A 13153-nucleotide genomic window follows, 5' to 3' on the forward strand; every position below is an offset into this window, starting at 1 on the left:
CGGTCAGCGCTCGTCCTGGCCCTTGGCCTCCGCCTCGTCCTGCTTCGCCTGGACCTCGGGATCCAGTGCCTCCGGGCTGCCGTCGACGGCAGCCAGCGGATCGCGCTCCGAGACCTCGGTCGCCGCGGGCGGCTCCACCAACCAATCGGGATTGGCCTGCCGGTCCCACCACTTCCAGAGGGCGAAGGCGCCCCCTGTGACCACTGAGACGATCACCAGCCCCTTGCCGAAGCGTGCGACCTTCGAACGTCGCTCGTGCTTTCTGATCAGCCGATGAACTTCCTTCGCCGTCACCTGTCCGCGTAGCGCGGCCAGCGCGGCAGCGGAGCGAGATGCAGCCTCTTCCCGTACGGGACCTGCGGCTGCAACCGCGTACTCGATGCGCGGCTTGGTGTACTCCGCCGCCTGACGAGCGGCCTTCCGAGTTTGCAGTGCGGCTCGGTGTGCAGCCTCGTCGACCTTCGGCGGCACATGCGGTGCGACGAGTGCGTCGTACTGAGTACGGGCCTGGTAGCGGGCCTGCTTCGCGGCCTTGTTGACCTTGGGTGCGATCCGTACGCGAGTTTCGTGTGCGTAGAGCGCGGCCTGGTCCTTGGCCGTTCCGGCGTATGGCGCCACCACTTCCGCGGCGTGCAGCACGCTCTCCCTCGCCGAATCGGTCGCGGCGCGCACGCTGTCCATGCGGGTCACGGGAATCCTCCTCCTCGGTGGCGTTCCTAGCCCTGGGGCAGTCCCCAGCGCGGCATTTCTCGCCTTTCCGCCTGTTCCGAAATCATGCCTGCTGACCGGCGTCCCGGCATGCGGGGCGGGCATCCGGGTCAATCCGGGCGGTGGCGCGATGTCTCCCACCCCTACCCGGGGACCTCGATGCCCATCCGGGATGCGCACATTTCCGTGCCGGGACCGGACGGCCCGTGCGCCGGCGGCTCGGGGGTCACGGACACCCCGGGACTTGGCCGAGCTCATCCGCTTCGTGCGAGGATCGAGGCCGTATCGAGCTTCATCGACGAAGGACGTGACCGTGGCCGAGCAGCTTTTCGCCACCCTGAAGACCAACCACGGCGACATCGAGATCAGGCTCCTGCCGAACCACGCACCGAAGACGGTGAAGAACTTCGTCGAGCTCGCCAGCGGTACCCGTGAGTGGACGAATCCAACGACCGGCGAGAAGACGAGCACCCCGCTGTACGACGGCACCATCTTCCACCGTGTCATCCGTGACTTCATGATCCAGGGCGGCGATCCCCTGGGCAACGGCATGGGCGGCCCGGGCTACGAGTTCGCGGACGAGTTCCATCCGGAACTGGTCTTCGACAAGCCGTACCTGCTGGCCATGGCGAACGCCGGCCCGGCGACGAACGGCTCACAGTTCTTCATCACCGTGGTGCCCGCAGCCCTGCTGAACCGCAAGCACACCATCTTCGGCGAGGTCACCGATGCGGCCAGCAAGAAGGTCGTGGACCTGATCGCGACCACCGAGACCGATCCGCGCTCCGATCGCCCGACCAGCGATGTGGTGATCGAGTCCGTCGTCATCGACAAGCGCGGCTGAGCACCGCGACCCGGTCGGACGTGTTCCCGGTGATACGGGGAACAATTCTGCCCCGTCCATCCGTCTGGATGGACGGGGCGGTGTGTTGCTTCGGGAGGATTGAGGGATCTCATGGACCAGGCGCCAGGCAGTCCGCAGCGGCCACAGGGCAGTCCGAGCCTGCCCACCTGCTACCGACACCCGGACCGTGAGACGGGCATCAGCTGCACCCGCTGCGAGCGCCCCATCTGCACGGACTGCATGATCAGTGCTTCGGTGGGGTTCCAGTGTCCCGACTGTGTGCGCACCGGCTCCGGTACGGGACACGCGCCGGACGCCAATCGTCCGCGCACCATAGCGGGCGGCAGCATCGCCGAGGACTCGTTCCTGGTCACCAAGGTGCTGATCGGGATCAACGTCGCGGTCTTCGTACTGGTGCTGGCCCTCGGCGAGCGCTTCCTCGCCGAGACCGAGCTGATCGGACTGGCCTTCAGCCCCCAGCTCGGTGAGGTCGTGGGTGTCGCGGACGGCCAGTGGTACCGCCTGATCACCGCGGTCTTCCTGCACCAGGAGCTCCCACACATCCTCTTCAACATGCTGGGGCTGTGGTTCCTCGGCAGGATCGTGGAGCCGGCCCTCGGGCGGAGCCGGTTCATCGCCGTCTATCTGCTGTCGGGCCTGGGGGGAAGCGCCCTCGCCTATCTGCTGGCGGCTCCCAACCAGCCCTCGCTGGGTGCGTCCGGTGCCATCTTCGGTCTGATGGGTGCCTTCGCCGTTCTGGCGCGTCGCACGAACCTCGACATGCGGCCGGTCCTGATCATCCTGGCCGTGAGCCTGGTGCTGACCTTCACCCGGCCCGACATCTCCTGGGAGGGACACATCGGCGGCCTGGTCGCGGGTGTCCTGATCACGCTCGGACTGGTCTACGCACCGCGCGATCGGCGCACCCTGGTCCAGCTGGCCACCTGTGCATCAGTGCTCTTGCTGCTCGTGGTGACCGTGGTCGGCAGGACCGCTGCGCTCATCTGATCCACCGGTTGTCCACAGTGTGTGCCCGATCCTGCGCAGGGGTCGGGCAGGACCGGCCGATCGGCCGCGCAAACGCGTTTCCCCAGTAGGGACAAGGGTCCCGAGGCTTCACCAGGATGACCTAGTCGGTCACACGGCAGTCACACCGGCGTCAACACATTGAAGGTTATCCACAGATCGTCTGACCTTTTCCCCACTGTGGACAACTCTGTGGATAACTTGGGGGTAGAGCTCGACGAAAAGGGGTCAACGACGCTGAGCGGCCACCACGCCACCCGCTTCAGGGCATGACGAAGAGGCCGCGGGCGGCTCAAGACGCACGACGCGGATACCCCACAGGTTCAGACGTTCGGACCTGTCGAGAAACCCGGCCGCCAAGGGCTGCCCAGCCGCCTAACGGGAGAAGACGCCCTGTGGACACGGCTCCGAGCGGAATCCGTCCGCACGGGCGCCCACGGGCGGCCGAGGGGCACTCCTCGGTGCCCACCGGACGGGCGAGACGGCGCGAACACGAACAAGGGCGCTCGCGCAGGCATCAGCCCCGCTCACGCGTGTGCTCCCACCGTGACGCGACTTCCGTGGAGCTACTTCCACTGGGTGGAGACGCCGAAGCCCGCGGCGATGAAGCCGAAGCCCACGACGATGTTCCAGTTGTGGATGGACTCGATCGGCAGCCTGCTCTCGGTCACATAGAAAATGACGATCCAAGCAAGGCCGATCAGGAACAGCGCCAGCATGATCGGAGCAACCCAGCTCCGGTTCGTCAGCTTGATGCTGGTCGCCTGCTTCGTCGCCGTGGGCGGCGTGAACTCCGACTTCTTGCGGATACGTGACTTCGGCACGAGGGACTCTCCTGTCGATGCGCTGCGTGACCGCGCAGATAACTTTGGCTGGCGCTGGGCTGGAGCGACGGGGACCACTGCCTCCCCCGAGCGTCCGTTAGCGTAGTGCTTCCGCGGCGCCTGAGGAGATAAGGGTACGTTGAGCAATTCTGCCGACTCCCGGCACGGGCCGGAAGACAGCCGGGCTGGTCATGGCCATGAGACGGTCCGCGCGCTGAAACGGCGCACGGGCCGGGTGCTGACCGCTGCCGTCTTCGCCCTGGCCGGAGTGATCTTCGTGACCAGCTTCAACACCGCCAAGGGCACCAATCTCCGCACCGACGATTCGCTGCTGAAGCTCTCCGATCTCATCCGCGAGCGGAGCGCCCGCAACGGCGACCTGGACGAGTCCACGGCCGCGCTGCGCCACGACGTCGACGGTCTCGCCGAGCGCCAGCACGATCTCACCGATGCCGAGGACAAGAGGCTCGGCGCACTGGAGCGGGCCGCGGGGACCCAGAAGGTCGCCGGCAGCGCACTGACCGTCACCCTGAACGACGCTCCCCCCGGAGCCCAGGCCGCGCCCGGATACCCCGAGCCGCAGGCCAACGACCTGGTCATCCACCAACAGGACCTGCAAGCCGTGGTGAACGCCCTGTGGCAGGGCGGCGCGAAGGGCATCCAGGTCATGGACCAGCGATTGATCTCCACCAGTGCGGTGCGCTGCGTGGGCAACACCCTCATCCTCCAGGGCCGGGTCTACTCACCGCCCTACAAGATCACGGCCGTCGGGGACCAGGACGGGCTGCGCAAGGCGCTGGACGCGTCCCCGGCGCTCCAGAACTACCAGCTCTATGTGAAGGCGTACGGCCTCGGCTGGAAGGTCGACGAGCGCAAGGCGGTCACCCTGCCCGGCTACTCGGGCACCGTGGACCTCCACCACGCGAAGCTCGCGGAGTAATAGCCGACACCGCTCGGACGGAACGATTCTCCCTGCGGTGGGACGGGATTTCGAGCTCCGACCGACCCTGAACCGCGCCCGCGTCCCGGGCGTGGGACGAGCGCGCACCACCCAGACCGTGACGGACCGCTGGTCGCAAGCTTCGCGCAGCCGACCCACTGGCCCCTGCCGCCCTTTAGTCTGGAGCGGGCACCGAATGGAAAGGGACGGCATGTACGGCTGGATCTGGCGGCATCTGCCGGGCAATGCGTGGTTGCGGGCGCTTCTCTCGCTCGCGCTGGTCCTGATGGTCGTCTATGTGCTGTTCCAGTACGTCTTTCCCTGGGCGGAGCCGCTGCTCCCCTTCAACGATGTGACGGTCGACGGAGCGGGAGCGGCAGTGGACACGGCGGCAAGAGAGGGAGCGGCCCGGTGAGTGCACGCATTCTGGTCGTCGACAACTACGACAGCTTCGTCTTCAACCTCGTCCAGTACCTCTACCAACTCGGAGCCGAGTGCGAGGTCGTACGGAACGACGAGGTCGAGCTCGCACACGCCCAGGACGGCTTCGACGGCGTGCTCCTGTCCCCCGGCCCCGGCGCCCCCGAGCAGGCGGGTGTCTGCATCGAGATGGTGCGCCACTGCGCCAACACCGGAGTGCCCGTGTTCGGGGTCTGTCTAGGGATGCAGTCGATGGCGGTGGCGTACGGAGGGGTGGTGGACCGTGCGCCCGAGTTGCTGCACGGCAAGACCTCCCTGGTCACCCATGGGGGCAAGGGCGTGTTCGCGGGGCTGCCCTCGCCGTTCATCGCGACCCGTTACCACTCGCTCGCCGCGGAGCCGAAGGAACTGCCCGCCGAGTTGGAGGTCACCGCACACACCGCCGACGGGATCATCATGGGGCTGCGCCACCGTGAACTGCCCGTCGAGGGCGTGCAGTTCCATCCGGAGTCGGTGCTCACCGAGCACGGCCATCTGATGCTCGCGAACTGGCTGGAACAGTGCGGCGACACAGGGGCGGTCGGCCGTTCGGCAGGGCTCGCGCCAGTGGTGGGCAAGGCCCTGGCGTGACCGCCCGGCGTCCCGGGGATGAGTACGACCCCCTGGCGGACCCGGAACCCCCCGCGGAGCCGTGGCTGCGGGGGCGGCCGGTCCACGGGTCGCAGCAGCCGCCGGGGCGGGCGGAGTACGGGCATCCGGGAGAGCCCTCCCCAGGGGCCAGGGCCTACACGGAGAACTACCAACAGGGGTGGTCCGACCGCCCGCAGCCGCCACCACGGCCGGCCGGACCAGGAGGGCGGCCCGGGCCCGCCGATGGACGAGCGGGCGCGGGCCAGCCGGGACCGGCGTCGGCCGGCGGCCCGCGACCCCGGGGCGGACGGGCTCCACAGGGCCATCGGCCGGTGGGACCGATGGACGCGACGACCGCCTTCCCGCGCACGCCCGGTGCCCGCCCGGTGCCCTCCGCGGAACCGGTCACGGCGCCCATGCCCGTCATCGACTTCAACGGCCCGGGTGGCGCACGGCCCGGTACGGCTGCCCCGGGGGCCGAACGCCCTCCGGGGCCCGGCCGCGCCGAGCGCAGGAGGGCCGCCAAGTCCCGCGGTCGCAAACGGGCCGCTCCGCCCCCGGGAGCGCCGGCCGCGAGCACCTCCGCCTCCGGGCCTCCCGGGCGTCCCATGACCCGTGTCGAGGCTCGTCGTGCGGCACGAGAGGCGAAGGACAGCCCGGCTGTGATCGCCAGCCGGGCCATCGGGGAGCTGTTCATCACCTTCGGTGTGCTGATGCTGCTCTTCGTCACGTACCAGCTCTGGTGGACCAACATCCGAGCCGGTCAGGAAGTCGACCGCGAGACGAGCAAGATCCAGGACGCCTGGGCCGAGGGGCGCAAGCCCGATGCCTTCCAGCCGGGTCAGGGTTTCGCCATCATGCACATCCCCAAGCTGGACGTGGTCGTTCCGGTGGCGGCCGGCATCGACAAGGAGAAGGTGCTCGACCGGGGCATGGTCGGCCACTACAACGAGGGCGGGTTGAAGACGGCGCTGCCGTCGGACCGTACGGGCAACTTCGCCGTCGCGGGCCACCGCAACACCCACGGTGAGCCGTTCCGCTACGTCAACCGGCTGAAGCCGGGCGATCCCATCGTGGTCGAGACGCAGGACGCCTACTACACCTACGAGATGGCGAGCATCCTGCCCCAGACGCCGCCGTCCAACGTCAGCGTGATCGGGCCCGTACCCCCGGGGTCCGGTTTCTCCGGACCTGGGCGATACATCACGCTCACCACATGTACACCGGAGTTCACGAGTACTTTCCGAATGATCGTATGGGGCAAGATGGTCGAGGAACGACCTCGCAGCAAGGGCAAGCCGGACGCGCTCGTAGGCTAGGGACTCCAGATGTCCAGTCGGCCAGACGGGAAGAGAAGCAGTGTCACGTGCTCGCAGCCGGGTCGCCGGTGTCGTCAGCGTATTCGGCGAACTGCTGATCACCGCGGGCGTGGTGCTGGGACTCTTCGTCGTCTACTCCCTGTGGTGGACCAACGTCCTCGCCGAGCGTGAGTCCTCCCGTCAGGGCAACGAGATCCGCGACGACTGGGCGAAGGGTCGTGGACCCGGCGACCTCGACACCAAGGGCGGCATAGGTTTCCTGCACGTTCCCGCCATGAAGAACGGTGAGGTCCTGGTCAAGAAGGGCACCGACCTCAAGGACCTGAACGACGGCACCGCCGGCTACTACACCAAGCCGATCAAGTCCGCGCTGCCGGCGGACGCGAAGGGCAACTTCACCCTCGCCGCCCACCGCGACGGCCATGGGGCGAAGTTCCACAACATCCACAAGATGAAGGTCGGCGATCCGGTCGTCTTCGAGACCCGGGACACCTGGTACGTCTACAAGGTCTACAAGACGCTGCCGAAGACGTCGAAGTTCAATGTGGACGTGCTCCAGCCGGTGCCCAAGGAATCCGGGAAGACCAAGCCGGGCCGTTACATCACGCTCACCACCTGCACACCCGTCTTCACCTCGGACTTCCGGTACATCGTGTGGGGCGAACTGGTGCGTGAGGTCAAGGTCGACAACAACCGGACCCGGCCCGCTGAGCTGAGCTGAAACGATCCGCGCCTCCTCCACCTGCCAGTACCTGCCACCACCCACGGACAGTCGACCCGCCTGACACCTGACGCCTGACCGTTCGGCGGCGGGCCCGCTCGATCGTCCGTCCGTTGCCGTCCGGCCCTCGGCAGGAAGCCCCCCGACCGCATGGGCAACGGCTGGCCTGCGACGACAGAAGTCCCGACCCCCAGATCACAGGGGCCGGGACTTCGGCGCTACGGAGACCGTTCGATCGATGCGGTCCGGTGGTCTTCCAGGGGATCAGTCGCCTCGGCCGATGTTTCCGCCGACCAGTCCTTCGATGGCTCCCTCGCTGCCGCCGTTCCCGTCGCCCCCGCCGCCCGCGGTCTTCAGGTTCACCCGCTGCTCGGGATTGCCCTGGGCGCCGCCCTGCGGGTCCTGGGAGATGACGATCGCGTTGTCGTCGTCGGAGCCGTCGATGTCGCCGAGTTGGAAGCCCGACTGCCCCAGGATGACCTTGGCCTGGGCGAGCGTCTGGCCGAACAGGTTCGGCACCGGCGTGTTCTGCTGTGCGGGGCCCTTGGACACCTTCAGGGTCACGGTGCTGTTCGGGTCCGCCGTGGTGCCGCCGGGCGGATCCTGCTCCAGGACCTCGTCCTTCGGCTTGTCCGAGTCCACGTACTCCTCACGGACCTGGAACTTCAAGGTGGTGAGCTGCTGTCGGGCGCTCGCCAACTGGTTCCCCACCAGCGGAGGCACCGTCACCTGCGCCCTCTTGGAGACCGTGATGGTGACCGTGGACTTCTGCTCGGCCATGCTGTTGGCCGGGGGATCCTGCTTGATGACCGTGCCGGGCTCCTGGTCGGACTCGACCCGCTTCACGTCGACCACGAAGCCCTTGCGCCCCAGCTGTTCCTCGGCGCTCTCCTGTGACTTCTCGGTCACGTCGGGCACCTCGACCTTGGGGGCACCCTCGGACAGGACGTACTGGATGGTCTCGCCCTGCTCCATCCGTCCGCTGGCCGGGTTCTGGCTACAGATGGTGTCCTTGGGCTGGTCACAGCGCTGAGAGCCGGACTGGGCGATCTTGACGCGGGCATTGGTCGCGAGGCCCTGGGCCTCTTCCACCGTCTTGCCGACGAAGGTCGGTACCGCGATGTCCCCGACCTTCTTGTCGCCGTCGAAGATGAACCGGCCGATGAGCACCGCGCCGATGAGCACCAGGATGCCCGCCGCGACCAGCAGGATCGTCGACATGTTGGACTTCTTCTGCTGGCGTCGACGATCACCCCTGCGGTCGTCGTAGCTGCCGTAGCCGCCGTCGTCCGGGTTCATCGGAGGCAGCATCGACGTCTGGGCTGCGGCCGGGTCCTGGTGACGCATGGCCGTGGTGGCCTGGTCGTCCGAGCCGTAGCCGCCGTAGCCGACCGCGCCCAGGGAGGCGGTCGCGGCGACCGGCTGGCCGTCGAGGCACGCCTCGATGTCCGCGCGCATCTCATCGGCGGACTGGTACCGGTAGTCAGGATCCTTGACCAGGGCCTTCAGGACGATCGCGTCCATCTCGGGCGTGATCTCGGGGTCGAAGGAGCTGGGGGCCTGCGGCTCCTCGCGCACGTGCTGGTAGGCGACGGCCACCGGCGAGTCGCCGATGAACGGCGGACGCACGGTGAGCAGCTCATAGAGCAGGCAGCCCGTCGAGTACAGGTCGGAACGGGCGTCGACCTGCTCCCCCTTGGCCTGCTCGGGGGAGAGGTACTGGGCCGTTCCGATGACGGCCGAGGTCTGCGTCATCGTCATCCCGGCGTCGCCCATGGCGCGGGCGATGCCGAAGTCCATCACCTTCACCTGACCGGTGCGCGTCAGCATGACGTTCGCCGGCTTGATGTCCCGGTGCACGATGTTGTTGCGGTGGGAGTATTCGAGCGCCTGGAGGATGCCGATGGTCATCTCCAGCGTGCGCTCGGGCAGCAGTTTGCGTCCTGAGTGCAGCAACTCCCTGAGTGTGGAGCCGTCGACGTACTCCATCACGATGTAGGGGATGGAGACACCATCGACGTAGTCCTCGCCGGTGTCGTAGACAGCGACGATCGCCGGGTGGTTGAGTGAGGCGGCCGACTGGGCCTCGCGGCGGAACCGGGCCTGGAAAGACGGATCGCGGGCGAGGTCCGCCCGCAGCGTCTTGACAGCGACGGTGCGGCCGAGCCGAGTGTCGTGGGCGAGGTAGACCTCGGCCATGCCACCACGGCCGAGCACCGAGCCCAGCTCGTACCGGCCGCCGAGGCGACGCGGCTCTTCCATAGCGGTGAACCTCTCCCTGAACCAGTTGTGGCTGCCTGGGATACGGTACCCGTCGCGTCGGATGTAACCCGGCCCTCCCGGGTAGCCGATATCCGACCGGTATACGAGTTCCGAATCCCTCTGCGAGCAGCTCACCAGGGCTGACCGGGCCATGGTGAATCGCTGGTCGAGAACCGGGTGCTCCAGCCGATCGAAACGACCTTTTCGGGCGGGCTGCCAGGAATGATGACGGCTGACCGCCTGCCACCACTCGTTCGCGGGAGTGATGGAACGGCGGGAGGGCGTGCGCAATCCGACCGTGGTGAATCACCCGGAAAACTGCCCTGCGAATTGAGCCGAAACAGGCCGGAACGGCCTCCGCGGGTGATCACGTCTGTGACGTAGCCCACGGAGCCGAGGGGGTGAATGCCTCCGGAACGGCCAGGACGGGCGGTGATCAGAGCCGCAGTCGGAGCCGGCCCGGAGAGCAGCACGGTTCGGTCGATCTGTTCGGACCCGACGGAAGGGGCCCGGGTTCTCGCTCTGCCGCCGAACATCGCTCTGGCGAAGGGACGAGAACCACGGGCACCGCCGGTCGATCACTTCTTGTCGAGGACCGCCTTCATGACCGCCTTGGCGATCGGCGCCGCCAGCCCGCCACCGGAGATGTCACCGCCGCGGGCGTCGCTGTCCTCGACCACGACCGCGACCGCCACCGGAGAGCCGTCACCGGTCTTTGCGTACGAGATGAACCAGGCGTACGGCGTGCCCTCGTTGTTGAATCCGTTCTCCGCCGTACCGGTCTTGCCGCCGACCGTCACCCCGTTGATCTTGGCATTGCCGCCCGTGCCCTTCTGGACGACGTTCTCCATCATCTTCTGGAGCAGCTGGGCGTTCTCCTGGGAGACGGGGCGGCTGAGCTCCTGCGGCTCGGTCTTCTCGATCACATCGAGGTTGGGGGCCTCCAGCTGGTCGATCATGTACGGCTTCATCAGCTTGCCGTCGTTCGCGATCGCCGCGGTGACCATGGCCATCTGGAGGGGCGTGGCCGTGGTGTTGAACTGACCGATGGAGGACAGGGCGTTGCCACCCCGGTCCATGTTCTTGTCATAGGTGGAGGACGAAGCGCGAACCGGTACGAAGTGCTCGGCGTTGAAGCCGAACTTCGAGGCCGTCTCCAGCATCTTGTCCCGCGACACCTCATCGCCGAGCTTGGCGAAGACGGAGTTGCAGGAGACCTCCATGGCCCGGTTCAGGGTCGCGTTCTCGCAGCCGCTGGCGTGGTTCTTCATCGGCTGGGTGGAGAGCGGGATCTTCCACGGCTCGGGGGTGTCCGTGGGCTCGTCGATGTCCTTGAGCACACCGTGCTCCAGCGCCGCCGCGGCCGTGACCACCTTGAACGTCGAACCGGGCGGGTACACCTCGCGCAGCGCGCGGTTCAGCGTGGGCTTGTCCTTGTCCTTCTCCAGCGCGTTCCACGCCTTCTCGTCTGCCGCGCCGTAACCGGCGAAGGACGAGGGGTCGTACGAAGGGGTGGAGGCGAGTGCCAGGATCTTGCCGGTCTTGGGGTCGATCGCCGCGACCGCGCCCTTCTTGGAGCCGAGGCCCTTGAAGGCTGCCTGCTGGGCGGCTCCGTTGAGGGTGGTGACCACATTGCCGCCCTTCTTCTTGTCGCCGGTGAACATGGCCATCGTGCGGTCGAAGAAGAGTTGGTCGGAGTTGCCCGTGAGGATGCCGTCCTCAAGGTTCTCGATCTGGTTGGCACCGAACGCCTGTGACGCGTACCCGGTCACCGGCGCCCACATGGGGCCGTTGACGTAGGTCCGCTTGAAGGCGAAGTCCGTGTCGTCGGTCTTCGCCGAGCCGGTGATGGGCTTGCCGTCGACGATGATGTTGCCGCGCTCGCTGGCGTACCGGTCGATCAGGACACGGCGGTTGCGGTCGTGGGTGTTCAGTTCCTCCGCCTCGACGAACTGGAGCCAGTTCGTGCGCACGAGCAGCGCGAGGATCAACAGTCCACAGAAGATCGCGATCCGGCGCAGGGGCTTGTTCACGGTCGGACCACCTGGGTCATCTCGGCATCGGGGGACGGGGCGGGTGCGGGCGCCGGCCGGCGGGCGGTGTCGCTGATGCGGATCAGGATGGCGATCAGCGCCCAGTTGGCGATCACCGATGAACCACCTGCCGCGACGAACGGCATCGTCATACCGGTCAGCGGGATCAGGCCCATCACTCCACCGGCGACGACGAAGACCTGGATGGCGAAGGCTCCGGAGAGGCCGATCGCCAGCAGCTTGCCGAAGGGGTCACGGGCGGCGAGTGCCGTACGTACGCCGCGCTCCACGATCAGCCCGTAGATCATCAGGAACGCCATCATCCCGGCCAGCCCCAACTCCTCGCCGAAGCTGGAGAGGATGAAGTCGGAGTTGGCGGCGAACATGATCAGGTCGGAGTTGCCCTGCCCCAGTCCCGTGCCCAGGGTGCCGCCCGCGCCGAAGGACATCAGGGCCTGGCCGATCTGCTCGCTCTGTGCCCAGGTCTTGTCCGCGAAGGGGTTCAGCCAGAACTCGACGCGCTGTTGGACGTGGCGTTCGAAGGTGGCGACGCCGACCGCACCGGCCGCGGACATCAGCAGACCGAAGACGATCCAACTGGTCCGCTCGGTGGCCACGTACAGCATGATCACGAAGAGGCCGAAGAACAGCAGCGAGGTACCGAGGTCCGTCTCGAAGACGAGGATCAGGATGGACATCGCCCAGACCATCAGGATCGGACCGAGGTCTCGCCCGCGCGGCAGGTACAGGCCCATCACCCGACGGCTGGCGAGGGCCAGCGCATCGCGCTTCACCATCAGATAGCCGGAGAAGAAGATCGCGATGATGATCTTCGCGAACTCGCCTGGCTGGATGTTGATCGGACCGAGGCTGATCCAGATCTTCGCGCCGTTACGGGCGGGGAAGAACATCGGCAGGACCAGGAGGATCAGCGCCAGGGCCATGGAGATGTACGTGTAGCGCTGGAGGATGCGGTGGTCCTTCAACAGCAGCAGGACGCCCACGAAGAGGGCGATACCGATCGCCGAGTACAGCATCTGCTTGGGGGCGTCCGGAGTGAAGGAACCGAAAGCGCCCTCCGCGCGCTGGATCAACCGGGGCGACTGGTCGAGCCGCCAGATCATCACCAGCCCGAGCCCGTTGAGCAGCACCGCGAGCGGCAGCAGCAGGGGATCGGCGTACTTGGCGAACTTTCTCACCACCAGGTGCGCCACGGCCGCGAGCAGCCCGAGCCCCAGCCCGTAGCCGAGGACACCGGCGGGCAGCTTGCCGTCGAGGGCGAGCCCCACATTGATGTACGCGAGCACCGGGACGGCGACCGCGAAACCGAGCAGCATCAACTCGGTGTTGCGGCGACTTGGTGCGTCGATCGCGCCGATCGTGGTGGTGTTGGTCACAACGCTCATGGTGGAGAGGGCCCCCTACG

General features: G+C 67.3%; 12 protein-coding genes. 7 read left to right on the forward strand and 5 right to left on the reverse strand.

Going from position 1 to position 13153, the window contains the following annotated elements:
- Nucleotides 1–3: 3 nt before the first annotated feature.
- A complete protein-coding gene (locus ACFXJL_RS05995; RefSeq protein ID WP_358876972.1) occupies nucleotides 4–690 on the reverse strand; it encodes a DUF5324 family protein in 687 nt (228 codons plus the stop codon).
- A 331-nt stretch (nucleotides 691–1021) separates the two neighbouring features.
- Here ACFXJL_RS05995 and ACFXJL_RS06000 point away from each other — a divergent pair, with 331 nt between their 5' ends.
- Both ACFXJL_RS06000 and ACFXJL_RS06005 read left to right on the forward strand, forming a co-directional pair.
- Nucleotides 1022–1552, forward strand: coding sequence for a peptidylprolyl isomerase (locus ACFXJL_RS06000; RefSeq protein ID WP_358876971.1), 531 nt, complete (start codon nucleotides 1022–1024; stop codon nucleotides 1550–1552).
- A gap of 111 nt (nucleotides 1553–1663) precedes the next feature.
- Nucleotides 1664–2560 (forward strand): rhomboid family intramembrane serine protease, encoded by an 897-nt coding sequence (locus ACFXJL_RS06005; protein WP_358876970.1) that lies wholly within the window; start codon nucleotides 1664–1666, stop codon nucleotides 2558–2560.
- A gap of 584 nt (nucleotides 2561–3144) precedes the next feature.
- On the opposite strand, the gene crgA is transcribed toward ACFXJL_RS06005, so the two are convergent.
- Nucleotides 3145–3402 carry a cell division protein CrgA gene (crgA, locus tag ACFXJL_RS06010; RefSeq protein ID WP_329021272.1) on the reverse strand — a complete coding sequence of 86 codons (258 nt, stop codon included), beginning with the start codon at nucleotides 3400–3402 and terminating at the stop codon, nucleotides 3145–3147.
- Between the two features lie 139 nt (nucleotides 3403–3541).
- Between crgA and ACFXJL_RS06015 the strand changes: the two genes are divergently transcribed.
- From ACFXJL_RS06015 to ACFXJL_RS06035, 5 genes are all read left to right on the forward strand, one after another.
- Nucleotides 3542–4342, forward strand: coding sequence for a DUF881 domain-containing protein (locus ACFXJL_RS06015; protein ID WP_384689577.1), 801 nt, complete (start codon nucleotides 3542–3544; stop codon nucleotides 4340–4342).
- A 196-nt stretch (nucleotides 4343–4538) separates the two neighbouring features.
- Nucleotides 4539–4757, forward strand: coding sequence for a hypothetical protein (locus ACFXJL_RS06020; protein WP_358876969.1), 219 nt, complete (start codon nucleotides 4539–4541; stop codon nucleotides 4755–4757).
- Nucleotides 4754–5392 (forward strand): aminodeoxychorismate/anthranilate synthase component II, encoded by a 639-nt coding sequence (locus ACFXJL_RS06025; protein WP_358876968.1) that lies wholly within the window; start codon nucleotides 4754–4756, stop codon nucleotides 5390–5392. The genes ACFXJL_RS06020 and ACFXJL_RS06025 overlap by 4 nt, the downstream gene beginning before the upstream one ends.
- A complete protein-coding gene (locus tag ACFXJL_RS06030; protein ID WP_384689580.1) occupies nucleotides 5389–6711 on the forward strand; it encodes a class E sortase in 1323 nt (440 codons plus the stop codon). Before ACFXJL_RS06025 ends, ACFXJL_RS06030 begins: the two co-directional genes overlap by 4 nt.
- A gap of 40 nt (nucleotides 6712–6751) precedes the next feature.
- Complete coding sequence (locus ACFXJL_RS06035) at nucleotides 6752–7432, forward strand: class E sortase (protein WP_384689583.1); 681 nt, start codon at nucleotides 6752–6754, stop codon at nucleotides 7430–7432.
- 264 nt (nucleotides 7433–7696) lie between these two features.
- Here ACFXJL_RS06035 and pknB read toward each other — a convergent pair whose 3' ends face one another.
- The 3 genes from pknB to ACFXJL_RS06050 form a co-directional block, all read right to left on the reverse strand.
- Complete coding sequence (pknB, locus tag ACFXJL_RS06040; protein WP_358876965.1) at nucleotides 7697–9694, reverse strand: Stk1 family PASTA domain-containing Ser/Thr kinase; 1998 nt, start codon at nucleotides 9692–9694, stop codon at nucleotides 7697–7699.
- Nucleotides 9695–10272: 578 nt separating this feature from the next.
- Entirely contained in the window at nucleotides 10273–11727 is a 1455-nt protein-coding gene (locus ACFXJL_RS06045) for a penicillin-binding transpeptidase domain-containing protein (protein ID WP_358876964.1), read from the reverse strand.
- Complete coding sequence (locus ACFXJL_RS06050; protein WP_358876963.1) at nucleotides 11724–13133, reverse strand: FtsW/RodA/SpoVE family cell cycle protein; 1410 nt, start codon at nucleotides 13131–13133, stop codon at nucleotides 11724–11726. The genes ACFXJL_RS06045 and ACFXJL_RS06050 overlap by 4 nt, the downstream gene beginning before the upstream one ends.
- Between the last annotated feature and the right edge of the window lie 20 nt (nucleotides 13134–13153).

Source organism: Streptomyces sp. NPDC059256 (assembly GCF_042753785.1).
Taxonomy (GTDB): domain Bacteria; phylum Actinomycetota; class Actinomycetes; order Streptomycetales; family Streptomycetaceae; genus Streptomyces.